21 protein-coding genes are annotated in these 23,487 nt (G+C 61.4%); 8 read left to right on the top strand and 13 right to left on the bottom strand.

Features of this window, described 5'->3' with window-relative positions; translation table 11 throughout:
- Positions 1 to 81 precede the first annotated feature (81 nt).
- Genes CKW16_RS11505 through dmpG form a run of 4 tightly spaced genes read left to right on the top strand, consistent with a single transcriptional unit; the run spans position 82 to position 3,687 of the window.
- The gene (locus tag CKW16_RS11505) at positions 82 to 924 is read left to right on the top strand and encodes an alpha/beta fold hydrolase (protein ID WP_095128532.1); all 843 of its coding nucleotides are present in this window, start codon (positions 82 to 84) and stop codon (positions 922 to 924) included.
- Positions 921 to 1,712 carry a fumarylacetoacetate hydrolase family protein gene (locus tag CKW16_RS11500; protein WP_095128531.1) on the top strand — a complete coding sequence of 264 codons (792 nt, stop codon included), beginning with the start codon at positions 921 to 923 and terminating at the stop codon, positions 1,710 to 1,712. Before CKW16_RS11505 ends, CKW16_RS11500 begins: the two co-directional genes overlap by 4 nt.
- An 18-nt stretch (positions 1,713 to 1,730) precedes the next feature.
- Positions 1,731 to 2,639, top strand: a complete 909-nt coding sequence (locus CKW16_RS11495) for an acetaldehyde dehydrogenase (acetylating) (protein ID WP_095128530.1) — start codon at positions 1,731 to 1,733, stop codon at positions 2,637 to 2,639.
- Between the two features lie 13 nt (positions 2,640 to 2,652).
- A complete protein-coding gene (gene dmpG, locus CKW16_RS11490) occupies positions 2,653 to 3,687 on the top strand; it encodes a 4-hydroxy-2-oxovalerate aldolase (protein ID WP_095128529.1) in 1,035 nt (344 codons plus the stop codon).
- Between the two features lie 53 nt (positions 3,688 to 3,740).
- Here the strand turns inward: dmpG and CKW16_RS32290 are convergent, their stop codons facing one another.
- The 4 genes from CKW16_RS32290 to CKW16_RS11475 form a co-directional block, all read right to left on the bottom strand.
- Positions 3,741 to 3,908, bottom strand: a complete 168-nt coding sequence (locus CKW16_RS32290; protein WP_176471540.1) for a hypothetical protein — start codon at positions 3,906 to 3,908, stop codon at positions 3,741 to 3,743.
- A gap of 327 nt (positions 3,909 to 4,235) precedes the next feature.
- Positions 4,236 to 4,841, bottom strand: a complete 606-nt coding sequence (nudE, locus tag CKW16_RS11485) for an ADP compounds hydrolase NudE (protein ID WP_256580480.1) — start codon at positions 4,839 to 4,841, stop codon at positions 4,236 to 4,238.
- A gap of 87 nt (positions 4,842 to 4,928) precedes the next feature.
- Entirely contained in the window at positions 4,929 to 6,059 is a 1,131-nt protein-coding gene (locus CKW16_RS11480; protein ID WP_046054842.1) for a helix-turn-helix transcriptional regulator, read from the bottom strand.
- Between the two features lie 135 nt (positions 6,060 to 6,194).
- Positions 6,195 to 7,238, bottom strand: a complete 1,044-nt coding sequence (locus CKW16_RS11475; protein ID WP_095128528.1) for a Rieske 2Fe-2S domain-containing protein — start codon at positions 7,236 to 7,238, stop codon at positions 6,195 to 6,197.
- Positions 7,239 to 7,383: 145 nt separating this feature from the next.
- On the opposite strand from CKW16_RS11475, the gene CKW16_RS11470 reads away from it, so the two are divergent.
- Both CKW16_RS11470 and CKW16_RS11465 read left to right on the top strand, forming a co-directional pair.
- On the top strand, positions 7,384 to 8,223 hold the full coding sequence (locus CKW16_RS11470) for an SDR family NAD(P)-dependent oxidoreductase (RefSeq protein WP_095128527.1): 840 nt from the start codon (positions 7,384 to 7,386) through the stop codon (positions 8,221 to 8,223).
- Positions 8,210 to 9,148 carry an alpha/beta hydrolase gene (locus CKW16_RS11465; protein WP_095128526.1) on the top strand — a complete coding sequence of 313 codons (939 nt, stop codon included), beginning with the start codon at positions 8,210 to 8,212 and terminating at the stop codon, positions 9,146 to 9,148. Before CKW16_RS11470 ends, CKW16_RS11465 begins: the two co-directional genes overlap by 14 nt.
- A gap of 516 nt (positions 9,149 to 9,664) precedes the next feature.
- Here the strand turns inward: CKW16_RS11465 and CKW16_RS11460 are convergent.
- The 3 genes from CKW16_RS11460 to CKW16_RS11450 all read right to left on the bottom strand — a co-directional run bounded on the left by CKW16_RS11460 (position 9,665) and on the right by CKW16_RS11450 (position 13,701).
- Positions 9,665 to 10,642, bottom strand: a complete 978-nt coding sequence (locus CKW16_RS11460) for a 5'/3'-nucleotidase SurE (protein WP_095128525.1) — start codon at positions 10,640 to 10,642, stop codon at positions 9,665 to 9,667.
- A gap of 78 nt (positions 10,643 to 10,720) precedes the next feature.
- Positions 10,721 to 12,100: a DUF1329 domain-containing protein gene (locus CKW16_RS11455; protein WP_095128524.1), complete on the bottom strand. Its 1,380-nt coding sequence runs from the start codon at positions 12,098 to 12,100 to the stop codon at positions 10,721 to 10,723.
- Positions 12,101 to 12,123: 23 nt separating this feature from the next.
- A complete protein-coding gene (locus CKW16_RS11450) occupies positions 12,124 to 13,701 on the bottom strand; it encodes a DUF1302 domain-containing protein (protein ID WP_095128523.1) in 1,578 nt (525 codons plus the stop codon).
- 265 nt (positions 13,702 to 13,966) lie between these two features.
- On the opposite strand from CKW16_RS11450, the gene CKW16_RS11445 reads away from it, so the two are divergent.
- Both CKW16_RS11445 and CKW16_RS11440 read left to right on the top strand, forming a co-directional pair.
- Complete coding sequence (locus tag CKW16_RS11445; RefSeq protein ID WP_095128522.1) at positions 13,967 to 15,709, top strand: FAD-dependent oxidoreductase; 1,743 nt, start codon at positions 13,967 to 13,969, stop codon at positions 15,707 to 15,709.
- Positions 15,706 to 16,584 (top strand): SDR family NAD(P)-dependent oxidoreductase, encoded by an 879-nt coding sequence (locus CKW16_RS11440; RefSeq protein WP_095128521.1) that lies wholly within the window; start codon positions 15,706 to 15,708, stop codon positions 16,582 to 16,584. The genes CKW16_RS11445 and CKW16_RS11440 overlap by 4 nt, the downstream gene beginning before the upstream one ends.
- 40 nt (positions 16,585 to 16,624) lie before the next feature.
- Here the strand turns inward: CKW16_RS11440 and CKW16_RS11435 are convergent, their stop codons facing one another.
- From CKW16_RS11435 to CKW16_RS11410, 6 genes are all read right to left on the bottom strand, one after another.
- The gene (locus CKW16_RS11435) at positions 16,625 to 18,205 is read right to left on the bottom strand and encodes a FadD3 family acyl-CoA ligase (RefSeq protein ID WP_095128520.1); all 1,581 of its coding nucleotides are present in this window, start codon (positions 18,203 to 18,205) and stop codon (positions 16,625 to 16,627) included.
- A gap of 70 nt (positions 18,206 to 18,275) precedes the next feature.
- A complete protein-coding gene (locus tag CKW16_RS11430) occupies positions 18,276 to 19,022 on the bottom strand; it encodes an SDR family NAD(P)-dependent oxidoreductase (RefSeq protein WP_095128519.1) in 747 nt (248 codons plus the stop codon).
- Between the two features lie 99 nt (positions 19,023 to 19,121).
- Positions 19,122 to 20,204, bottom strand: a complete 1,083-nt coding sequence (locus tag CKW16_RS11425) for a ferredoxin--NADP reductase (RefSeq protein WP_095128518.1) — start codon at positions 20,202 to 20,204, stop codon at positions 19,122 to 19,124.
- A gap of 13 nt (positions 20,205 to 20,217) precedes the next feature.
- Entirely contained in the window at positions 20,218 to 20,973 is a 756-nt protein-coding gene (locus CKW16_RS11420) for a glucose 1-dehydrogenase (RefSeq protein WP_095128517.1), read from the bottom strand.
- A complete protein-coding gene (locus CKW16_RS11415) occupies positions 20,961 to 22,640 on the bottom strand; it encodes an FAD-binding protein (RefSeq protein WP_095128516.1) in 1,680 nt (559 codons plus the stop codon). Before CKW16_RS11415 ends, CKW16_RS11420 begins: the two co-directional genes overlap by 13 nt.
- An 11-nt stretch (positions 22,641 to 22,651) precedes the next feature.
- Positions 22,652 to 23,167: a flavin reductase family protein gene (locus CKW16_RS11410; RefSeq protein ID WP_046049829.1), complete on the bottom strand. Its 516-nt coding sequence runs from the start codon at positions 23,165 to 23,167 to the stop codon at positions 22,652 to 22,654.
- Positions 23,168 to 23,487: the final 320 nt, after the last annotated feature.

Genomic DNA, 23,487 nt, shown 5'->3' with positions numbered 1-23,487 from the left:
CAGCGTAGTCCTGTCGGACGATGTTGTTTGCCCGGGCTCTCGGAATAATCCGGCGACAACAATAGGCCGGGAGGACACCTTATGGACGCATCAGCGCAAGGGCACTTCGTTACGCTGCCGGATGGTTTGCAGCTGCACTACTTGGATATCGGCGGGCGTGACATCGGCAGCGGCGAGCCGGTGATTTTCATTCACGGCAGCGGGCCGGGCGCCAGCGGTCACAGCAACTTCAAGCAGAACTACCCGGTGTTTGCCGCGGCAGGCTACCGGACCATCGTCCCGGACCTGCCGGGTTATGGCGCTTCAGATAAGCCAGACACCCTCTACACCCTGGACTTCTTTGTCGCCGCCTTGAGCGATTTGCTCGATGCCCTGGATATCCAGCGATGCGTGCTGGTCGGCAATTCTCTGGGCGGTGCGATCGCGATCAAACTGGCCCTCGACCAGCCACAGCGGGTCAGCCGGCTGGTGCTGATGGCGCCCGGCGGCCTGATGGAAAAAGAACAGTATTACTTGCAGATGGAAGGCATCCAGAAAATGGGTGCGGCCTTCGCCAAGGGTGAACTGCACGATGCGGGCGGAATGCGCCGGCTGTTGGCGCTGCAACTGTTCGATGAGTCCTTGATCAGCGACGAGACGGTCAATGAGCGGGTCGCAGTGGTGCGACAGCAACCGGTCTGCGTGTTGTCGACCATGCAAGTGCCGAACATGACCTCGCGCCTCGGCGAGTTGCAGTGTCCGATCCTCGGTTTCTGGGGCATGAACGACAAATTCTGCCCGGTGTCTGGCGCGCAAACGATGATGCAACACTGCCAGAACATTCGCTTTGTCCTGCTAAGCGAATGCGGGCATTGGGTGATGGTCGAGCACCGTGAACTGTTCAACCGCGAGTGCCTGGCGTTCTTTGAGGAGGCTCGCTCATGAGTGAACAACTGCGCCATCAATACGGCGAAGAGCTCTATCAGGCGTTGCTGAGCGGCACCACCCTCGCGCCGCTGACCGAGCGCTGGCCATCGATCAGCATCGAAGACGCCTACCATATTTCCCTCTACAGCATCGAACGCCGGGTGGCCGCCGGTGACCGGATAGTCGGCAAGAAAATCGGCGTGACGTCGGCGGCGGTCCAGCAAATGCTCAACGTGCATCAGCCGGATTTCGGCTTCATCACCCGGCAGATGTCGTTCGCCAATGACGCGCAAATCTCCCTGTCCGCGAACAAGCTGATCCAGCCCCGCGCCGAGGGCGAGATTGCCTTCAAGCTCAAGCACGATCTGATCGGCCCCGGTGTTACCGAAGCCGACGTGCTGGAAGCCACCGAATACGTGATGCCTTGCTTCGAGATAGTCGACTCACGGATTCATGACTGGCGGATCCGCATACAAGACACCGTCGCCGACAACGCCTCTTGCGGTGTGTTCGTGCTGGGCGATGTTCAGGTCGATCCACGGACGCTGGATTTGCCCAACTTGCGCATGCGTGTGTTCAAGAATGGCGAGCCTCTCAGCGAAGGTTTGGGCTCGGCAGTGCAGGGTAATCCGCTGACGGCCGTGGCCTGGCTGGCCAACACTTTGGGTGCTTTCGGTATTCCGTTCAAGGCCGGGGAAATCATTCTCTCAGGCTCTTTGGTGCCGCTGGAGCCTGCGCGTGCGGGCGACCTTTTTTCCTTGACCATCGATGGCCTGGGCAGTGCCCAGGTGTCCTTCTGCGCCTGACCTGTGGGGTTTAACCGGATGAGCAAGAAACTCAGAGCGGCCATTATCGGCCCTGGCAATATCGGCACTGACCTGCTGATGAAAATGTACCGATCGGAATGGATCGAGCCGGTCTGGATGGTCGGCGTCGACCCCCAATCCGAAGGCCTTAAACGCGCCCGTGAATTGGGCGTGAAAACCACGGCCGAGGGCGTCGACGGGCTGCTGCCCCATGTACTCGACGATGATATTCGCATCGCCTTCGATGCCACGTCGGCCTATGTACACGCGGAAAACAGCCGCAAGCTCAACGAACTTGGGGTGATCATGATTGATCTCACGCCAGCGGCCATCGGCCCGTTCTGCGTGCCGCCGGTCAATCTCAAGGAACATGCGGCGACGTTGGCGATGAACGTCAACATGGTGACGTGCGGTGGCCAGGCGACCATTCCGATGGTCGCGGCAGTGTCGCGGGTCCAGTCGGTGAGTTACGGCGAGATCGTCGCCACCGTGTCCTCCGGTTCGGTCGGCCCGGGCACTCGCCAGAACATCGACGAATTCACCCGCACCACGGCCGGTGCGGTCGAGAAGATCGGCGGCGCCCGACGCGGCAAGGCAATCATCGTCATCAACCCGGCCGAGCCACCGCTGATGATGCGCGACACCATCCACTGCCTGACGGATGACGAACCGAACCAGGACGCCATTCGCACCTCGGTGTTGCAGATGGTCAAGGAAGTGCAGCGTTATGTTCCCGGCTACAAGCTGATCAATGGCCCGGTGTTCGATGGGCACAAGGTGTCGATTTTCATCGAAGTCGAAGGCCTCGGCGACTTCCTGCCAAAGTCTGCCGGCAACCTGGACATCATGACCGCTGCGGGGCTGCGCACCGCTGAGATGTTCGCCGAAGAAGCCCACAAGGGCACCCTGCAACTGCCCGTCCGTTGAGTGGAGAATTGCCATGAATTTGCAAGGTAAGAGCGTCCGTCTGCACGACATGAGCCTGCGCGACGGCATGCATGCCAAACAGCATCAAATCAGTCTGGAACAGATGATCTCGGTAGCGACCGGTCTCGATGCGGCCGGCGTGCCGCTGATCGAAATCACCCACGGCGATGGCCTGGGCGGTGCGTCGCTGAACTACGGTTTTCCCGCCCACAGCGACGAGGAGTACTTCGCGGCGGTGATCCCGCGTATGAAACAGGCCAAGGTCTCGGCGCTGTTGTTGCCGGGTATCGGCACCCTCGATCATTTGAGAATGGCCCATGAACACGGGGTGTCGACCATTCGTGTGGCCACACACTGCACCGAGGCGGACGTCTCCGGCCAGCACATCGGCATGTCAGCGAAGATGGGCCTGGATACCGTCGGCTTTCTGATGATGGCGCACATGGTCAGCGCGGAAAAACTGCTGGAGCAGGCGCGGTTGATGGAGAGTTTTGGGGCCAATTGCATTTACTGCACTGACTCGGCTGGCTACATGCTGCCTGATGAAGTCACCGAGAAAATCGCTGCATTGCGAGCAGGGCTGAGTGCCGGGACCGAAGTCGGTTTTCACGGTCACCACAACATGGGCATGGCGATTGCCAATTCCCTTGCCGCGATCGAGGCGGGCGCCGCACGTATCGACGGTTCGGTGGCGGGGCTGGGCGCAGGGGCGGGCAATACGCCGCTCGAAGTGTTTGTCGCGGTGCTTGAGCGGATGGGCGTCAACAGTGGCATCGACTTGTACCGGATCATGGACGTTGCCGAGGACCTGGTAGTGCCGATGATGGACCAGCCGATCCGCCTCGACCGCGATGCGCTGACCCTGGGTTACGCCGGGGTCTACAGTTCGTTCCTGTTGTTCGCCAAACGTGCCGAGCAAAAGTACGGCATTGCCGCACGTGAGCTGCTGGTGGAACTGGGTCGACGCGGCACCGTCGGCGGTCAGGAAGACATGATCGAAGACCTGGCGCTGACCCTGTCACGTTCGCGGGGTGTCTTGCCAACCTGATCTGGCGACAGCACAAAAAGCCACCGGCCTTGCTTGCAGGCCCGGTGGTTTTTTTATGGGAGCAGATTACGCACCAGCGGGGGATAGCAATTGATGGCACTGGCCGAGCAACTGAAGAACGCGGAGGTCGGTCGGTAAGCTTCGTTCTTGAACAGCTGACACAGGCTGGCGGTGCTGCTGGCGCAGACGATGATGAACAGGGCACAGGTGGCTTTTCGCATAGCGAGCCTCGACACGGATTTTATTGTTGTAGAGGCAAGGTATTGCGGCTGGCGGAACGTGGCTTCGTCCGAATGGACTAGCCGATGACATTCGTCCCGATCGGCAATGACCTGTGGAAGGGTCAACCCGGGTATTTGCCTACGACCTCGATCCCCTGTAGGAGCCGAGCTTGCTCGCGATAGCGGTGTGTCAGGCGACATCAATGTTGAATGTGCCGCCCTCATCGCGAGCAAGCTCGGCTCCCACATGGTTAGAGGGTCAACCCAGGTATTTGCGTACGACCTCGCTCCCCTGTAGGAGCCGAGCTTGCTCGCGATGGCGGTGTGTCAGGCGACATCAATGTTGAATGTGCCGCCCCCTTCGCGAGCAAGCCCGCTCCCACAGGTTTTGCGTGCGGCGAGGGCCCCCATGGCCATGAACAGTGCAGCAATGGCCCGCGCTTCATTGAGTTCGCCGCGGGCCACCAGGTCGGGGATCTGCGCCAGCGGCACGCGCAGGCATTCCAGCGGTTCGGGCTCGTCGCCGACCAGTTGGCAGGGACTCAACTGTTCGGCCAGCACCACCCGGTAGCGATGGCACAGGTGACCCGGTGCCAGGGTCAGTTCGCCCAGTTCGCTGAGGCGTGCAGCGCGCATCCCGACCTCTTCGCAGAGTTCGCGTTGCGCCGCTTGCAGATAGTCTTCATCAGGCTCCGCGCCGCCCTTGGGCAGGCCGAGCACGGTTTTTTCGACACCGACCGCATATTCACGGACCAGCAACACATGCAGCGGATCGGGCATCGCCACCAGCATCACCGAGCGATAACCGGTGCCGCGTAGACGCTCGTAAACCCGCTGTTGGCCGTTGCTGAATTGCAGGTGTAAAGCTTCGATCTGAAAATAGCCGCTTTCAGCCAGCAATTCAGTCTTGAGGATGGTTGGACAGTTGCGCATGGTCAGGCCCCTGGTTGGGATGAAGCCACTGTGCGCCGTGCCGGGATGGCCGCCTTCGTCCGAGCGGACGAGGGCGGAGGTTGAGCGCTAACCGAGGGTCGCCACGCTGCGCAGAATTAGCCGCACGAGCATGGTCTGGCGGGTCACGCCGGTCTTGGAGAAGGTTGACCGCAGGTGCGCCCGCGAGGTGTTGCGGCTGATGCCCAGCTCCTCGGAGGCTTCGTCGAGGGTCAAACCGTTGGCCAACAACATGGCCAGTTGAGTTTCGGCCGGGGTGAAGTCGAACAGCGCGCGGACGATCTCCTGTGGTGCGGTGGATTGTTGCTCCGGGTCGCTGATGAAAATCACCACGGTGGGGCATTGTTTGCCTTCGCTCCAGTCCGACAACGGCACCGAGCGCACGATGATCCCCAGGTCCGCCCGCCCGGATGGTCGTTGCACGCGCAGGGCTTCGACCACCGACGGGTTGCTGCTTTTTTGCGAGAGCAGCGATTGCTTCACCAGGCGTCGAAACTCTTGAGTGTCTCGCGCCGTACCGACTTGCAGGCCGTCGTTGACCAGTTTGATGCCGTCCTTTTCCTGGATCAGCCGATCGGCGACCTGGTTGGTTTGCAGCACTTTGCCAGCCTCGTCGAGGATGATCGTACCGACCGCCAACTGATTCACCGCGCCGGCGTAGAGGTTGCGCTCGGCTTCGATGCGATTGAGCTGCATGTGGATCTTGATCGAGCGTTCCAGGTGCGGAATGAAGTGCGTCAGCAAGGCTTTCTCTTCGTTGCCGAAGGCCTTGTCATCGCGTCCGCGACTGATGCGGATACGGCACTGGGCGCCGTCGCAGGTGTTGATGTCGGCGCCTAGGATGTGGAACACATCCACCGGTTCGAGGAAATTCTTGTAGAACTCCGAGTGCTGCCAATCGTCGTTGGACACGAACTCGGCGAGGGTCACCACTTGGCGGTTGGGCAGGTCGACGAACGGGTCGAGGGTGAAAAAGTGTTTGTTATACGACGCGGTCGCCTCGGTCGACGTGCCAGTGGTGTTGACCATCAAGCCATCCACATGCGCGCTGGGCGGACGCAGGATGAAGGTCACGTACTTGCTTTCCAGGTACACATTGAGCTGGTTGAGAAAGGTCGCCCAGGGAATGGTTTCCAGCGGTCCCTGATAGAGGTTGCCGATCAAATCACTGAACGTATCGAGGCTGAGGCTCTGCTGCATAGGGAAAACCGTTTTTATTATTAGCGTTGGCGGTGGCCGAGAATAAGCACCGATATCGACTCCTTGCAACGCTCGGGCTCAAGGCCTGACGGGCGGTTGCCGGTCAGGCGCAGGGAGCGCGAAAGGCCGCTGTGTTCAGGCCCGTTCGGTGGCGCGCACGACGAACCGTTTTTGCTCCAGCACGTCGGCCGAGAGCGCCGCGACGTCGGTGTAGAACTGCTCGTACCAGCGGCGCAATTGATAGACCGGGCCATCGCCGTCACACAGCAGCGGGTTGTCGACGCGGGTCTTGCTGTGCCAGATGGTCACGTCTTCGTAGAAGGCTTCCTGGGCCTGTTGCACATAGGCCTTGGCCATCGCCTGATTCTGTTCTTCGCTGAGACCGGGGATCTTTTTCACCAGCACGCCGTAGCGCAGGGTGAAGCTGTCGAGGTCGATCGGCACATGGCAGTTGAGCAGGATCGAGTGGATCGGCTGGCCGTTCATCGCGCCGGTCATTTCGGTGATCTGGTAGGCCGGGCCGAAGTAGGTGGCCACGGTGCTCAACGCGCTGTCGCCGGACAAGCGCTCACTGCGGGCACTCATGATCTGGGTGGCCAGGTGACCTTCGAAAACGTTGCTGAACGCCTCGACGGGTGCGCCATGCACCGTGCCGAAGTGCGCCATGTCGGCGATGTTGTCGATCAGTTCGCGGCAATTGGTGCCTATCTGCAGTTCGGCGACTTCCCAGGCGGCCCACTCGTCACTGAAGCAAGCGTCAATGCGCGGGATGCGTTGCTCGGGGAGCGGCGGGTTGCCTTCCGGGTCATTCCAGACGAACAGCAACTGGTTTTCTTCCATGAGCGGCCAGCTCTTGAGCCGGGCCCGTGGCGGAATGCGTTTGGCGTAAGGAATGTCATCGCAGACACCATCGGCACCCCAGCGCCAGGCGTGGAACGGGCAGCGAATCGAGTTGCCTTCAACACAACCGGTGCTGAGGTCGGCGCCCATGTGCGGGCAGTAGCCATCCAGAATATGCAGCTCGCCGTCTTCGCCCTGAAAGGCCACCAACCGGGTGCCGAACACCTCCAGGCGATGGGCCTTGCCGTCGCGGTATTGGGCGGCCAGACCCAGACAATGCCAGCCACGGGCGTAGCGGTCTTCCAGCAGTTTGGCTTCGATGCGGTGCAAGGTACTCATCTTATTATTCTCCCAGGGTTCACGGGTTTGGCGCCTGTCACGGATTCTGCCGCCCCTGTAGAAGCGGGCATCGTCTGAATGGACGATGGCCGGTTTACGCCCGCCCGCTCTACTGACGCCATTGGACCCAGTGCAGGAGTTGGCGATGAGCAATGAAAAAGGGCCGGTCGCGGTGATTACCGGGGCCGCCAGTGGTATTGGCCGGGGGTTGGCCGAGCATGCGGCAAGGCTGGGGATGCGCCTGGTGCTGGCCGATCTCGATGGGCCGGCGTTGCAAGCGCTGTGCGATGAACTGCAGACGGGCGGTGTGCAGGCGATTGCATGCGTCACGGATGTTGGCGATCTGGCGCAAGTCGAGCGCTTGCGCGATATCGCCCTCGAGCACTTTGGCGGGGTTGATCTGCTGTTCAACAACGCCGGAGTGATGCAGACCGGCTACAGCTGGGAAATCACTCAGGCGCAATGGCAGCGGATGCTCAACGTCAACCTCAGCGGTGTGATCAATGGCATTCGCAGTTTCGTGCCGCTGTTTTTGCGCCAGGGGCGGGCGGCCCATGTGATCAACACGGCGTCCCTCGCGGGCTTGCTCAGCAGCCCGTTGATGGCGCCTTACAACGTGACCAAGCAGGCAGTGGTCGCACTCTCGGAAACCCTGCACTACGAATTGAGCATGCTCGGTGTGCCGGTATCGGTTTCAGTGCTGTGCCCAGGGCCGGTGGCCAGCGAAATCATGGCGTCGAATCAAGTGGTGGACGCGGCCGGTTCGTCATTCAGTCAATTGCTCGATAGCAGCATCCGCCAAGGCATGACGCCGAGTGAACTGGCGGAGCAAGTGTTCGCCGCCATCGCCGAAAAACGCTTCTGGGTCTTCCCTCACAAAGGATTCAAACCGGCGCTGGAGCGACGTATGCAAAGCATCCTGGAAGAAACCAATCCGCAGTTTCAAATGACCGATGTAGCGGGAGATGCCCATGCCGCTCGATAAGCAGATCGCCGCAGTGCTCCAGCAGTTTCGCGACCTGCCGGAACCTGACTTCAGCCAGCTCGATGCCGGGCAGTATCGGCAGTTTTGCGACAACCTGCTGCCCGCCATCCCCGGCGATCCGATGATCGAAGTGCGTCACCTGCGGGTCGCGGGCGCGGCGGGCGAACTGGATGCGCGGCTGTATCGGCCACTGGAGCAGGACAACCTGCCGCTGCTGGTGTTCTTCCACGGAGGCGGTTTTGTCATGGGCAACCTCGACACCCATGACAACCTCTGCCGTTCACTCGCCAGCCTGACGGAGGCGGTGGTGGTGTCGGTCGCCTACCGACTGGCGCCGGAAAACCATTTCCCGGCGGCACCACTCGATTGTTATGCGGCCACCTGCTGGCTGGTCGAGCACGCGTCTGAACTGGGCGTCGATGGCAGCCGGCTGGGCTTGGCCGGGGACAGTGCCGGGGGCAATCTGGCGCTTGCCGTGAGTCGGCTGGCGGCGCAACGGCAGGGGCCGAAAATCAGTTATCAGTGCCTGTTTTACCCGGTCACCGATGCGCGCTGCGACAGCAAGTCTTATGAGGATTTTGCCGAGGGCTATTTCCTCACCGGTGCAATGATGTACTGGTTTTGGCAGCAGTACCTGCCGGATGCCGATCAGGGGGATGATCCCTTGGCCTCGCCGTTACGCGCCGACCGGTTGGCGGACTTGCCGCCGACCACCCTGATCAGCGCCGAGTTTGATCCGCTGCGCGACGAGGGCGAGGCGTTTGCCTTGCGCCTGCGGGAAGCCGGCGTGTCGGTACGCGTGCAGCGCTGCGAGGGCATGATTCACGGTTTTATCAGCATGGCGCCGTTTGTCGAGCGCGCTGCGCAAGCCTTGTCCGATGCCGCGGCAGACCTGCGCAGGGCGCTATCTGGAGCGAACACATAACCTGTAGGAGCCGAGCTTGCTCGCGATGACGGTGTATCAGGCGACATCAATGTTGAATGTGCCGCCCTCATCGCGAGCAGGCTCGCTCCCACAAGAGATTTAGGGTGTTCACAGGCGGTGTGTTTACCGACGATCAACTGTGGGAGCGGGCTTGCTCGCGAAAGCGGAGTTACCCGCGACATAGATGTTGAATGTGCCGGCCTCTTCGCGAGCAAGCCCGCTCCCACAAGGGATTTAGGGTGTTCACAGGCTTTGTGATTACCGACGATCAACTGTGGGAGTGAGCCTGCTCGCGATAGCGGAGTTACCCGCGGCATAGATGTTGAATGTGCCGGCCTCTTCGCGAGCAAGCCCGCTCCCACAAGGGATTTAGGGTGTTCACAGGCTTTGTGTTTACCGACGATCAACTGTGGGAGCGAGCCTGCTCGCGAAAGCGGAGTTACCAGCGACGTAGATGTTGAATGTGCCGGCCTCTTCGCGAGCAGGCTCGCTCCGACAGGGGAGGTTCTGCGTGCCTTAAGGTTTTATTCCCCGCAACATTTCCTTCGCCTGATCCTGCACCGCACCCGGTGCGCTCATGTTGCCGTCGATCACGGTGATCACCGCATGCCCTTGCCATAATTGATACGCATCGGCCTGTTGCTGGGCGGCCGTCGGTGTCGGCGGGGAGACCAGGTTGACGTGAACCATGCCGTCGGAGCCGCGCTGAGAAGTGAAGTTCACCCGGTCCCAATTGCCGATCGGGGCAACACTCACGCCTTTGACTTCACTGGCCGCCAGCGCCGGGTAATTGATATTCAACCCGCTGACACCCGGCAAACCGAGCACATTCAATTCGCAGCCGAGGTTGTTTTTCCCGCAGGCCTGTTTGGCTTGAGCACCCGCGAGGCTTGCCTGCTCGATAACCTTCACCGCAAACCGGGCGGTGTCGTCCATGGCGCCGAGGGTTTTGCGGTAGCCGGCCTGTTGGTCGCGGATGATCAGGTCCATGTCGATGGCCGTCGACACCGCCACCGCCGGAATGCCCTTGAACATTGCGCGGACCGCGGCGTTCAAGGTGCCGGACATTTGCGTCAGCGGGCCGACGTTTTCGCCAAAATTACTGCCCGATACCACCAGGTCTGGTGGATTGCCTTTGAGCAGCACGTCCAGGCCAACATTGACCGCATCCACCGGGGTGCCGATGGCGGAAGTCTTGCCCGGGGGCGGGGTGTAGCCCTCGGGTGGGCCGACGCAAAATTTGCCTGGCGCCAACTCGGTCACTGCCAACGCCTGACCGGGCACGACCACGCTGGCCGCGCTGATGCCACTGCTGTCGTTCAACGGACCAACGAGGGTCACCTGATGCCCGGCGGCCGTCAGCGCCCGGTACATCGCATCGATGCCGGGTGCCCGGCATCCATCGTCGTTGGTCAGCAGGATGTTCAGGGCATTGGCCTGCATCGACAGGCTGACGCTGGCCATGGCGATGACGCCAGTGAGCAATTTATTCATGGGGCGTTTTCCGTGAAATGAGCGAGTTCAAAAAAGCACAACGCCCCGACCGAGTAAATCGGTCAGGGCGCGGAGGGCTTAGCGGGTGCCGAGTTTGCGCAGGTTGCCGGGAGTGAATTCGTCTTCAGTGAAGGCGGTGGCGTTGAGCTTGGCGGGCTTTTGATCGATCAACATCCGGTCAACCAGGTACGAACCGGCGATCAGATCATGGTAGATCCCGAGGCGAGCGTGGTAGCGCTGCAGCTCGTAGGCGTAGATCGAAGTTTGCATGTTGGTGCGCCAAAGCTCGCCGCGGCTGTCGTAATTGTCGGCCAGGGTTGCGGCCCAGGAATCCTCGTCCAGGTACAACACGCGCTTGGCGTAAACATGCCGGGCGCCTTCTTTAAGGGTTGCCTGCAAGACCCAGACGCGGTGCTTTTCATAGCGCATGTACTGCGGATCGATGTGGCCGGTGGTGGCCAGAATCTGGTCGGTGTTCACGCTCGGGTCGTCGATCTTGTAGTTGTGGTACGGGATGTAGATTTCTTTCTTGCCGACGATGGTCCAGTTGTAGCGATCCGGTGCACCGTTGAACAAACGGTCTTCGTCATACACCCGAAAACCGCCGGCGCCGCTCGGTGAGTCATAGCCTACGGTTGGCGCACGACGTACTCGACGTTGCCCCGGGCTGTACTGCCAGGCCTGGCGAGGGGAGGCGGTCGGGTTGATGAACTCGTGACCGACGACAATCTCGCCTTTCTTGCGCACCGGCTCCAGGGTGGTGATCAGGAAGTTGGTGAGAATGCCGTTGGCGCTCTCCAGGGTTTTATCCGGGCTGGACCAGATCGAGAAGATCTTGTAGTTGACCTCTTCGAGTACCCGTTCCTTGTTGGAATAGACCACCGCCTGCCCGTAGTTGGCCTCTTCGGTATTGGCGCGTCCGGCCAGCGTATGGTTGAACATCAACTCGCTACCGTTCTTTGGAATCGGGAACGGCGAGGCGCCCCAAGCGTTTTGCGTGTCGTTGTTGTCGTTGGCCAGTTCGGCGCTGACCGCGTTTTTCTTGACCAGATCTTCCAGGCGCTGATCGAAACGGAAGTCGCGATGGCTCGGGTACACCGGAATGTTGAAGGTCGCGGGGTAGCGTTTCAGCAGTGCCTTTTGGCCATCGGTGAGGTTGTTGGCGTACTTGTCCATGTTCTGCGCATTGATCACGAACAGCGGTTTTTCCGCCGCGTACGGGTCCGGGTACGGCGTACCGGGGCCAGCGTATTTGAGCTGTGGCGGCAAGCCGCGCCATTTTCCGGTCCAGGCCGGGATGCTGCCGTCGGCGTTGCCCGCCTTCTCGGCACCCATCGGGGTCAGGTCCTGACCCAGGCGTGCGGCTTCTTCATTGCTGATTTTGGCCTGAACCAGGCCACTGCCGAGCAGGCTGACGGCCAACGCCGTGCCCAACAATGTGTGGGTAAATCTAGACATGCTGTGCTCCTCCATCAGGGGATTCAGAACCGGTATTTGAAGTTGAGGGCGACGTTGTCGCGGTCGGCCAACGGGGCGTTGTTGGCGTTGCCCAGGTAGGCGTTGTAACGGGCTTCTACGGTGAAGTTGCCCAGATAGCGCCACGAGCTGCCGATGCTCGCGCGGTCGTCGCCCTGGCCTGAGTTGATCGAGCCCACCAGTGCGCTGTCATGCTGGGCGGCGGTGCTGTAGGTGACGGGCACCGACATGTCCCAGCCGCTGAACACGTTGTTGTAATCGAAGTTCGCCTGAACCGTGTAACCGAAGGCGTCGCGGTCATAGACCAGGCTGTCGGTGCCCGGCTGCGAGAATCCAGGGGCGAATGTCACAGGTTCCGACTTGTCGTTGCTGAGCACGGTGTTGTAGACCAGCTCACCGGTCAGCGTGGTGTTGTCGGCCCATGATGTCGGGCCGAGCACGTAGATCATCGACGTCTGCGCCTGCAGGGTTTTGCCGCGCACCGGGCTTGAGAAACCGTTGTCGACCATCACGGGCTGACCGTCGCGGTAGCTGACTTCACCGGCCCAGCTCACGCTGCCCAGCACCGTGGAGAAACTCGCGCCGTAAAGATCGATGTTGTCGAAGTAGCGCACCCGGTAGTGCCCCAGGTCGGTCTGGAAATCCAGCGACGGGGTCTTGTCGTGGTAGCGCGAGTAGTAGAGGCCGAACTCGGTGTTGTTCAGCGACTCTGCCGCATAGGTCAGGGCCACACCGTATTGGCCGCTGTTGCTCGGCTTGTCGTCACCCAGGCGTGTCAGGAAACCGCTGGCGTCGTTGAAGCCACCCTCGTCGATGAAGTCGGTGGTGGAAAAGTAGCTACCCACGCCGAACAGCTCGGTCTTTTCCCATTTGTATTGGTAGTAGGCCTGCAGATCGAGGCTGTCGGTCAGGCTGAACTGCGTGAACAGTTGGCCGACGGGCAGCAGGATCTCCTTGACCTCAACCCCGGGGGTGGTCGACTTGGTCGCATCCACCGGGCTCTGGGCGGCGGAAATGCCGGGGTAGAACAGGCTTTCACCCCAGCTCACCACCTGATTGCCGAGCCGCGCGTTGAAGGTGTGGCCGCCGATGTCCCAGGTGCCATACGCGTAGTAATCGAGCATGCGCAGTTCATTGCGGTGTTGATCGATGGTGTCCTGGGAGAACCGGTCGGGACGGTTGCAATGACCGCCGGCGAAGCAGTTCGAGGTGCCCGTGTCGTTGTCGTTGCCCTGATCGTAAACGTTGTCGTAGAAGCCCGTCCCACGCAGGAACACGCCGTAGTCCTCACGCCATTTGATGTTGGCCTCGGTGAGAAAACCGCTGCGGTTGTTGATCAGGCTGCCTTTGTCGAACGCGTTGTTGCCATCGTTGCCGTTGGCATTGGCCGTCAGCTTGTGATCGCGAGAATCGGTCCGCCAGGCCAGGCTGTGCGTCAGTGTGGTATCCCAGTCGACGCTCAAATCCTCGTTCGGCTGGAAACTCATGGCGCTGGCTTGACTGCCCAGTCCACCAGCCAGCAAGAGCATGGCCAGCTGTACGCGAGGGTGCAGCGATTGTGGGGCGATTATTGTTTTTATCATGTCGTCCTCATGCCCAGGTCAGACCTGCCCGACCTGCATTTCAGGGGGGTGATTGGTGCTGTGGGCGACTATGGAGTCAGCTTTGGGGCGCAACATCGTCCAAGCGGACTAAGCGATTTGCACGGGGCTGGGGCGCCCATCGCCTTAGTCCCATCGGACGATGACCGTTCAGGGCACGCGGCGAACAATCCCGAGACCGACTGCACCGGGCGAAGATCTGGCGGCGGCGGTTTTTGCCTGATGGGCGCTGAGCAAAGGTGATCGCATGAAAGCTGCCGGGATCAAATGGGATGAGTGCTGCGATGTACTGGTGATTGGCTCCGGAGCGGGGGGAATGACTGCGGCGCTGCGTGCCCACGATCTGGGGCTCAATGCGCTATTGATCGAGAAGAGCGCCGAATACGGCGGCACCTCGGCGGTGTCCGGCGGCGGCATCTGGATACCTGACAACCACCGGATCAAAGCCCTTGGTGGCAGCGATTCAGCGGTAGAAGCGATCGCCTATATCCGTGCAGTGACCCATGGCGAGATCGATGACGGGCGTATCGAAGCCTATGTCGAACACGGTCGCGAGATGGTCGAATACCTTGAACAACAGACCCGCGTGCGCTTCGAGGCGCAACCCGCTTATGCCGATTACTACCCGGAAGTCGAAGGCGGAAAACCGGGCTACCGCTCCATGGACCCGCAACCGTTTGACGCCGCCGAACTGGGTGAAGAGTTTCTGCGCATGCGTGCGCCATCCCCCGGAACGCTGATGATGGGACGCATGGCGATGACCATGAAAGAGGCGCAGGTGCTGCTGTGTCGTGGCCCTGGCTGGTTGCGACTGACGCTGCGGGTGATGTGGCGTTACTGGCGTGACCGCGAGGGGCGGCGGTTGTCACGCCGAGATCGCTTCCTGACCCTTGGCAATGCCTTGATCGGCGCCTTGCGTTGTTCGTTGCAGGACCGCGGCAAGTCCCTTTGGCTGAACTGTGCACTGGAAGAACTGCTGCTCGTTGGTGATCGGGTTGGCGGCGCTCGCGTCTGTCGCGACGGGCAGTTGCTCAACGTCAAGGCACGCTACGGCGTGATCATCGCGGCCGGTGGTTTCGAGCGTAATCAGGCGATGCGTACGCAGTATCTGCCACAGCCGACCCAGGCCACCTGGAGTGCCACGCCGCAGCACAATACCGGTGACGGCATTCGCGCCGGTCAGGCAATCGGTGCTCGCACTGCGCTGATGGACCACAGTTGGTGGGCGCCGACCACCCATGTCCAGGGCGAAGAAAAGCAGCGTGCACTGTTCGTCGAGCGGACCTTGCCGGGCTGCGTACTGGTCAACTCTGCCGGCGAGCGCTTCGTCAACGAAGCCGCGCCCTATACCGATATCGTTTACGCGATGTACGCCAACAATCGCGAAGGCGCCGTGAGTGTGCCGTGCTGGATGGTGTTCGACGCCGAATTCCGCCGCAAGTACCCCTGCGGCGCGTTACTTCCAGGCTACGCCCAGCCCGATTGGCAGTTGCCCGAGCATCTGCGCGAGTACTTTTACAAGGCTGCGAGTTTGCAGGCGCTGGCAGAAAAAATCGGCGTCGACGGTGCCGGTCTGGTCCGTACGGTGCAGCGTTTCAACGGTATGGCCGTGCAGGGTGTCGACGCTGATTTCCATAAAGGTGAGTCGCTGTTCGATCGCTACTACGGTGATCCGAATGTGCAGCCCAATCCTTGCCTGGCACCGTTGCTCAAAGGTCCGTTCTACGCCGTGCGCATTGATGCCGGGGATATCGGCACCAAGGGTGGTTTGCTGACCGATGTTCACGCCCGCGTATTGCATGAGGACGGGCAACCCATCAACGGTTTGTATGCCATCGGCAACAGCGCCGCTTCGATGATGGGGCGCACGTACCCGGGCGCCGGTTCGACCATCGGCCCGGCAATGACCTTCGGTTACGTGGCGGCCAATCACATCAAGTGTCAGAGCGAGACCTGCTCGGCCAAAAGCCTGTTCAGGAGCGTCGAATGAATCAGCCACTTAAACAAGTCGCGGTGGTGACCGGCGCCAGTCGCGGGGTCGGTCAGGGCATCGCCCTGGCCCTTGGCGCAGCGGGCATGACGGTGTTTGTCACCGGACGCGCTCCCGAGCACGGTGGATCGAATGTGTATGGGCATGCATTGCGCGGCTCACTCAAGGACACGGCTGCCGCGATTACTGCGGCAGGTGGGCGGGGTATCGCGGTGGTCTGCGATCATGCCGATGATGCGCAGGTCCAGGCACTGTTCGCCTGGGTTGAAAAGGAATGCGGCCAACTGGATTTGCTGGTGAACAATGCCGCGTTCATTCATGACCAGTTGATCGAGCCAGGGCCTTTCTGGGAGAAGCCGCTGGACCTGGTACGGATCCTCGACGTTGGTCTGCGTTCGGCTTATATCGCCAGTTATCACGCCGCGCCGTTGTTGCTGCGCAGCGGTCGAGGGCTGATCTGTTTTACCTCTTCATTCGGTGCCGGGTGTTACATGCATGGCCCCGCGTACGGTGCGCAAAAGGCTGGTTGCGACAAACTGGCGGCTGACATGGCCATCGACTTCGAGGGGCGGGGCGTGGCGGCGTTATCGTTATGGCTCGGCCCGCAACTGACCGAACGCACCCGGATAGCCGGCGAGCAACATGGCGAGCAATACCGGGCGTTTCTGGCCAATGCTGAAACCCCGCAATTCAATGGCCGGGTGATTCACGCTCTGCTCAATGACCCGCAGTTGATGACGTTCTCCGGGCAGACATTAATCACCGCTGAAATCGCCGCCGGTTACGGCATCAGCGAAGCCGGCGGCCGTCAGCCACCTTCCCACCGCGCCATGCTCGGCGACCCGCGCCAGCAACATCCGGCACGGGTGGTCTAGCCGACACTGATCGTTCCCACGCAGAGCGTGGGAACGATCGTCAGTCAGCGCCAATCCCGGCCCACTCGCGCAACACATTCTTGGTCACTTTCCCCGCCGCATTCAGCGGCATGCTCTCAAGCACTCTCACCCGGCGAGGGACTTTGTAGTTGGCCATCTGCTCGCGGCACCAAGCGAGGAATCGGGCTTGCTCGATCTCTATGCCCGGCGCCGGCAGCAGGAAGGCCATTGCCACTTCACCAAGACGTTCATCGGGGATGCCGATCACCGCGACCTGGGCCACGCCGGGGTAGGTCAGCAAACAGTGTTCGATCTCCGCCGGGTACACGTTGAAACCTCCAGTGATAAACATGTCCTTGAGGCGGTCGGTGATGCGCAGGTAACCCTGTTCGTCGAGCACGCCGATGTCCCCGGTGTGCAGCCAGCCGTCGGCATCGAGGACTTCCCGGCTGGCCTGCGGATCATTGAAATAACCCTGCATCAGGTTGTAGCCGCGCACCTGAACCTCGCCGGGAACGTTGGCCGGCTGGCTGCGGCCGGTGCTGCCAACGCAGCGGATTTCCACGCCAGGCATGGCCCGGCCGCTAGTGTTGGCGACCAATTCCGGCGAATCGCCAGGACGGCAGATCGTCGCAAAACCGCAGACTTCGGTAAGTCCATAAGCGGTGACGATGGTGGCAAACCCCAGTTCGTCACGCATGCGGCGGATCATCTCCACCGGAATCGCCGCGGCACCGGTCACCGCTACCCGCAATGACGTCAGGTCAAATTCGCTGCGTTGCGGATGGGCAAGCAATGACTGATAGAGGGTCGGCGGGCCGGGCAGCACGGTGATCCGTTCGCGCTCGACGCATTCAAGCACCGCCTGCACATCGAACACCTGCTGCGGCACGATGGTGCAGCCGCGCATCAGCGCCGCCAGCCAACCGGCCTTGTAACCAAAGGAATGGAAGAACGGATTGACGATCAGGTAACGATCGCCCTCACGCAAACCCACCACCTCGCTCCAGTCGCGCACCACCCGCAGGTTTTGTCCATGGTGGGTCATCACGCCTTTTGGCTTGCCGGTGGTGCCCGAGGTGAACAGCAGGTCGGACAGCGCTTGCGGGCCAAAGCTTTGTTCGCGGGTTCGCAGGAACAATTGCGAAACGTCTGCGCCCAGGTCGAGGAAGTCATCCCAGTTCAGGGTGCCCGACCCACCGTCGCGCAAGGTGACGATCTGGCGCAGCGCTGGCAGATCTTCAGACGCCAGCATGCGCGGGTAATCGGCACCCAGAAATTCACCGATGGCAAACAGCATGCAGGCACCGCTTTCGCGAAGGATGTAACCCGCCTCGCTGCCCTTCATGCGGGTGTTGAGTGGCACCAGTGCTGCGCCGACGCTTTGTAGCGCACCGGCGGCCACGATCCATTCCCACATATTAGGCGCCCAGATCGCCACCCGATCCCCGGCTTGAACGTCTAGCGCCAGCAGCGCGCGGGCGGCTTGGCGGCGCAGCTGGTCGAGTTCTCGGTAGCTGATCGAGCGCCCGTCATCCTCGATGGCCGGGCGGTCGCCGTAGGCCTGGGCAGCGTTGGCGAACAGTTGGGCGATGGTCAGTGCGTTTGCGACAGGCGGCATGGGGCCTCCTCGGCTAGAGGACAAGTGCGAAAAGGGGAGAGACCGGGCAGGGTGCCCGGCCGGATAGACGTTACGCGGCGGGCGGGGCGAAGCGGCGACCGGCGGAGAAACCACCGTCCACGGCGATCATCTGACCGCTGACAAAGGACGCTTCGTCTGAAGCCAGGAACAGCGCGACGCTGGCCACTTCTTCCGGTTGTCCGGAGCGATTGAGCATGTGCTGCGAGGCGAAGAAGGCGTGGAAGGCTTCCTGCTCGCGGACCATGCTGGTCATCGGTGTTTCGATCAGGCCGGGGCACAAGCCGTTGACGCGGATATTGGCGTAGCCGTAATCAATGGCCATCGAGCGCGTCAGCTGGTTGATACCACCCTTGGAGACGTTGTAAGCAACGTTGCCGTCGCAGCCTTGCAGACCGAAGATCGAGCCGATGTTGATGATCGAACCGCTGCGTTGCGACACCATCGATTCCAGCGCGTATTTGCTGGTGAGCATGCTGCCCGTCAGGTTGATGTCCATCACCCGTTGCCAGTTGGCGGTGGTGGTCTGGGTTACGCTGCCCTGGTCGGCGACGCCGGCCGCGTTGACCAGCACGTCGATGCGCCCGAAGTGGCCGATGACTTCTTGCATGACCTGCTGGACCTGCGCTTCATCGCGCACATCGAGGGTCATGAACAGGCCAGGGAAATCCGCCGGTGCGGTGCCGATGTCCAGCCCGACCACTTGCGCGCCTTCAGCGGCGAAGCGGCGCACACAGGCCAGACCGATCCCTGAAGCGCCGCCGGTAACCACCGCGACCTTGTTCTGCAAACGAGCCATAACTGCACCTCTTTTATTGTTGTGGGCTAATGCTGTGGCCGAGTCTAACCGCAGACCCGGCCAAGGTGATCGTCCGTTGAGACTATGGCTGACGGACGTTCAATCCGGGAATTTCAACCGTACCCGGGCGCCGGTTGGACGGCTCTGGCAGGCCAGCGTCCAGCCTTCGGCCAACTCTTTGGGGCTGAGCACATCGTTGCGTGCCAGCTGGATCTGACCTTCCTGGACGACGCACATGCAGGCCCCGCAAAAACCTTCTTCGCAAGAGGAGGGCACGTCCAGGCCTGCCGCTTTGCAACTTTGCAGCAGGGTGTCGCCGGGGCGGCAGGTAATTTCGTGTTGCTGACCATCGAGCTCGACAATCAACGCCTCGCACCGTGATCCGAGGGCTGCCACCCGAGCCAGGGTTGCTTCAGCGAGTAGTTCGTCGGGATCCGGAGGCGAGACGAAGCGCTCGACATGGATGCGTTCGGCGGCTTCGCCCAGTCCCAACAGCGTGCGCTCCACGGTGTCCATGAACGGCCCCGGTCCGCAGATGAAGTAGTCACCGCCAGCCGAACCGCGCAGCAGATGACGCACCTGAGCCTCGGTCAGGAAACCCTGAACCGAGTCGAGGACGTGCACCACGTGCAGTTGATCAGGATGCGCCTTGATCAACTGACGCAGCTCATCCTTGAAAATCACCGAGGCTTCATCGCGGTTGGCGTAGATCAACTTGATCGGCCGCTGGCTGCTGTGTAGCACTGATTTCAGGATCGAAAACACCGGGGTAATGCCCGATCCTCCACCGAACAGCACCAGCGGTCTGTCAACCGATTGCTCCTCGTTCAGGCAGAAATGCCCGGCTGGCGGCAACACCTCCAGCCAGTCACCGACCTGTACTTCGTTCATCCAGTTCGACACCCGGCCGCCCTCGACCCGTTTGACCGTGACCTTGGGCAGCCCATCCGACAGCGGCGAGCTGGCCATGGAGTAACAGCGGGTCAACAGCTTGCCGGCGCAAGGCACGCGAAAACTCAGGAACTGGCCCGGTTTGTAACGAAAGCGCTCACGCAGTGGCGGTGGTATTTCAAGCACCAGCGAGCGCGCATCAAAGGTCTCGTCGATCACCGCGCACACTTGCAATGAGTAGCTTCCCGTCGCTGATTCGGCCGGTGTCAGGTTCTGCTGTTGCGTGCCCATGTTCACCTCGGCCTCAGAGCCCGCTGATCAATTGGGCGTTGTCGACGCGGATCTCGGCACCATTGACGAAGCGTGACTCGTCAGTGGCGAGGAACAGCACCACATTGGCAATGTCCCGGGGCGCGCACATACGATTCATCGGGTCTTGGTCGAGGGCTTCCTGAGGGATCGGCTGGCCGCCGGTCAAGGCCTGGGTCATCGGCGTGTTGACGCCATCCGGGTGCACGCTGTTGCAGCGAATGCGGTAGCCCTGTTGTTTGCAGTGCAAGGCAATCGAGCGAGTCATTGCCGCCACCGCGCCTTTGGACGCCGAGTAGGCACAGAACATCGGCATCGCACCCAGTGCCGCCACCGACGACATATTGATGATCGAGCCGCCGCCGGTTTCCTTCATGGCCTGGATCGCGTATTTGCAGCCGAGAAAGTAACCGTCGCCATTGATTTTCTGCACCTTCTGCCACAGTTCCAGCGTGGTGTCTTCGATGCTGCCCAAGGCCAGAATCGCAGCGTTGTTCACCAGCACGTCGAGGCGTCCGAAGTGTTCCAGGGTGGTTTTGATCACTTGTTGCCAGTCGCTTTCGCTGGCGATGTCATGGCGAATGAACAGCGCATTGCTGCCGATTTCTGCGGCGACCTGGCGTCCGGCTGCTTCGTTGAGATCGGTCAGCACCACTTTGGCACCTTCACGGGCCAGCAGCAGGGCGTCTTCGCGACCGATGCCGCTGGCGGCGCCGGTGATGATGCAGACTTTGCCTTCTACACGTTGCATTGTTGTTCTCCTGAGCGTGTGGTTTGAAGTGCGACTTGATCGGCCAGATGGGCAGCGGCCCGGCGACCGGAATAGATGCAATCGGCCAGCGACAGGCCGGAGACATAAAGGTTGGAAGCGACACCGACTGCATTGCGGCCCGCGCTGTAAAGACCCCGGATCGGCTGACCTGCGTGGTCCAGCACCTGGCCGCTGAGCTCGCAGACTTTCAGCCCGCCAAGGGTGATGACCGGGCAGGGAAACAGGCGGCTGGCGAATGACAGATCGAGGGCGTACCACGGCCCCTGGTCCATATCGGCGAGCATGGCTTGCGACTTGCCGAACGTATCAACGGCTTCGCCCCGCGCAGCGCGGCTATAGGCTTCCACGCTCTGTCGCAGGGCCTCGACGGGCAATCCGCAACGCTTGGCCAGCCTCGTCAAGCTGTTGCTGCGCCGGGCGTTGAACAGCAAGTTGAGCAGCACCGGCAGGCGCTGGAATTGCCAGACTTTGCCCGGCCCGACCTGACGCAATGCCTCGCGTACCAATGCCCGGTTGAGAATCAGAATCGCGCGACCGTCCTGCTCTTCGACCATCGCGTGGCCGAGGGTCGCACCGTAGATTTCTTCGTTGGCGTAACGCTGCCCCCGAGCATTGACGATCAGCCCTCGGGCCCAGGCCAGTGGTGGATTGATAAAGCGCCAGGCGCTGACTTTGTCCATCCGCGCCACGCTGCCACCGGCACTCTGGCCCAGGGCGATTCCGCTGCCGTTACAGCCAGTGGTCCCCAGCGGCAAACCGGCCAGATACTGCGGCGCATGCTGGCGGACCCAGCCGCGATTGAAGATAAAACCGCCGCTGCTCAGCAACACACCCTGTTCGGCGCGAATCAGCTGGCGTTCGGCACTGGTTTGTTCGATGCGTCGCAAGCGAGCGCGCAAACGGTCGGCCAATGCCGGGGCGTACATGTGGATGGCGCTGGCCCAGCGCGAAAGCCGGGCATGTTGACGGGCTGCGCGACTACCGGGCGGCAGTTGCCAGGCTTCGACCCCCAACACCTGATCGCGGGTGTCGAGCACCAGCCGCCGCACTTCGCACTGGCTGCGCAGGCGCGCACCGTGACGCAAGGCGCTGGCCTTGAGCGGGGCGAACAGGCTGGCGCCGGACATGCCGGGGCCTTTGGTGCGGTGACCGCGAGGTGCCGGTTTGGCAACGGCGGCATAGGCCGGCACGGCTTCATTGCCGGAGTAATAAAGGTAGTACTGATCGCTTGGGTACGAGGTTTTGTGCGGCGGCACGCTGGATTCGAACGCGACACCCTGACGCTCAAGCCACGCCAGTTGCTCGGCACTGCCTTCGCAGAAACTACGCAGCGTCTGGCTGCTGACGGCCTCGCCGACTTCCCGGCGCAGGTAGTTGAACATCGCTTCGCTGCTGTCTTCATAGCCGGCCTGACGTTGATACGGCGTGCCGCCGCCGGCATACACCACTCCGCCACTGAGCGCGGTGGCGCCGCCACCTTCAAAGCGGTCCAGCGCCAGCACCGCCAATCCGCGACTGGCCGCTTCGATGGCGGCACAGGCGCCGGCGCCGCCAAAGCCGACCACCAGCAAGTCGCAGCGATCATCCCAGTTCAGCTGGTCGGCGCTGCTCACTCGCAACGCCGTCAACCCGTTCAGGCTGTCCATTTTTTCAGGCCTCAGCCGGCGACAGCGAAGGAGGGTACGGGTTTGGCGGTGGTGGTGTAGGTGCCGTCGAGGTAGACCAGCGGGGTGATCGCTTCGCTGGTGTGGATTTGCAGGATGCGCCCGATGAAGACGGTGTGGGTGCCGTAGCTGAAGTGGCCGTCTTGCCGGCAGAGGATTGCCGATTGGGCGTCTCCCAGGTAGGGAATGCCGCCGGCGCTGGTTAGCCAGTTGCCTCGGTCGAATCGTGCTTCGCCTTTGATTGCGCCGCTGCACAGGTGGGCGAGGTCTTGTTGTTCGACGCCGAGGATGTTGACGCAGAAGTCTGCGCCGGTCGCCAGTGCGGCGTGGGGGGAGGCGGTTTTGTTGATGCAGATGAGTAGCGATGGGGGTTCGGTGCTGAGGGAGTCGACTGCCGTGGCGGCCATGGCGAAGCGCTCGGAGCCGTTACTGGTGCTGATTATGGTGACTGACTTGGCCAGGCGGCGCATGGCCTGGAGCATGTCGGCTTTCAAATTGATGTCGTTCATCGCACTAGCCCTTTCGTTGTGCATGGAGTGCGATGGATTCTTGCTCCGACGCCCCTCTGTAACATCGTCCGAGGGGACTAGGCCTTGGCGGCCTCTGGGCCGACCAGGCTCTTGTTGGTTGAGTACATATCCATTCCTTCGGTTATGGCGGCTGACGGTTTCGCCCTTACGGCGACTCACTTTTTTTTCAAACCCCTCCGTGTCAGGCTACCTGTCGCCCTTGTTGATTGACTCAATCATTCAAGAGGGCGAAGGTGAATAACAAATGTCCAAAATGGGCAAGCGATACGAAAGCGACTTCAAAGACTGGGTCGTTCTGC

Origin of the sequence: Pseudomonas sp. Irchel s3h14, from assembly GCF_900187425.1 — a bacterium.
Lineage (GTDB): Bacteria > Pseudomonadota > Gammaproteobacteria > Pseudomonadales > Pseudomonadaceae > Aquipseudomonas.
Note: the sequence above shows the minus strand (reverse complement) of the source record. Positions and strands in the feature narration are given on the sequence as shown.

Bases quoted from the DNA above. Each gene is read 5' to 3' on its own strand.
- CKW16_RS11435 (WP_095128520.1), bottom strand. From the start codon at position 18,205: ATGCCGCCTGTCGCAAACGCACTGACCATCGCCCAACTGTTCGCCAAC.
- CKW16_RS32290 (WP_176471540.1), bottom strand. From the start codon at position 3,908: ATGCGAAAAGCCACCTGTGCCCTGTTCATCATCGTCTGCGCCAGCAGC.
- CKW16_RS11420 (WP_095128517.1), bottom strand. From the start codon at position 20,973: ATGCAACGTGTAGAAGGCAAAGTCTGCATCATCACCGGCGCCGCCAGC.
- CKW16_RS11440 (WP_095128521.1), top strand. From the start codon at position 15,706: ATGAATCAGCCACTTAAACAAGTCGCGGTGGTGACCGGCGCCAGTCGC.
- dmpG (WP_095128529.1), top strand. From the start codon at position 2,653: ATGAATTTGCAAGGTAAGAGCGTCCGTCTGCACGACATGAGCCTGCGC.
- CKW16_RS11415 (WP_095128516.1), bottom strand. From the start codon at position 22,640: ATGGACAGCCTGAACGGGTTGACGGCGTTGCGAGTGAGCAGCGCCGAC.
- CKW16_RS11445 (WP_095128522.1), top strand. From the start codon at position 13,967: ATGAAAGCTGCCGGGATCAAATGGGATGAGTGCTGCGATGTACTGGTG.
- CKW16_RS11430 (WP_095128519.1), bottom strand. From the start codon at position 19,022: ATGGCTCGTTTGCAGAACAAGGTCGCGGTGGTTACCGGCGGCGCTTCA.
- CKW16_RS11425 (WP_095128518.1), bottom strand. From the start codon at position 20,204: ATGGGCACGCAACAGCAGAACCTGACACCGGCCGAATCAGCGACGGGA.
- CKW16_RS11475 (WP_095128528.1), bottom strand. From the start codon at position 7,238: ATGAGTACCTTGCACCGCATCGAAGCCAAACTGCTGGAAGACCGCTAC.
- CKW16_RS11410 (WP_046049829.1), bottom strand. From the start codon at position 23,167: ATGAACGACATCAATTTGAAAGCCGACATGCTCCAGGCCATGCGCCGC.
- CKW16_RS11480 (WP_046054842.1), bottom strand. From the start codon at position 6,059: ATGCAGCAGAGCCTCAGCCTCGATACGTTCAGTGATTTGATCGGCAAC.
- CKW16_RS11495 (WP_095128530.1), top strand. From the start codon at position 1,731: ATGAGCAAGAAACTCAGAGCGGCCATTATCGGCCCTGGCAATATCGGC.
- CKW16_RS11465 (WP_095128526.1), top strand. From the start codon at position 8,210: ATGCCGCTCGATAAGCAGATCGCCGCAGTGCTCCAGCAGTTTCGCGAC.
- CKW16_RS11460 (WP_095128525.1), bottom strand. From the start codon at position 10,642: ATGAATAAATTGCTCACTGGCGTCATCGCCATGGCCAGCGTCAGCCTG.
- CKW16_RS11455 (WP_095128524.1), bottom strand. From the start codon at position 12,100: ATGTCTAGATTTACCCACACATTGTTGGGCACGGCGTTGGCCGTCAGC.
- CKW16_RS11450 (WP_095128523.1), bottom strand. From the start codon at position 13,701: ATGATAAAAACAATAATCGCCCCACAATCGCTGCACCCTCGCGTACAG.
- CKW16_RS11500 (WP_095128531.1), top strand. From the start codon at position 921: ATGAGTGAACAACTGCGCCATCAATACGGCGAAGAGCTCTATCAGGCG.
- CKW16_RS11505 (WP_095128532.1), top strand. From the start codon at position 82: ATGGACGCATCAGCGCAAGGGCACTTCGTTACGCTGCCGGATGGTTTG.
- nudE (WP_256580480.1), bottom strand. From the start codon at position 4,841: ATGCGCAACTGTCCAACCATCCTCAAGACTGAATTGCTGGCTGAAAGC.
- CKW16_RS11470 (WP_095128527.1), top strand. From the start codon at position 7,384: ATGAGCAATGAAAAAGGGCCGGTCGCGGTGATTACCGGGGCCGCCAGT.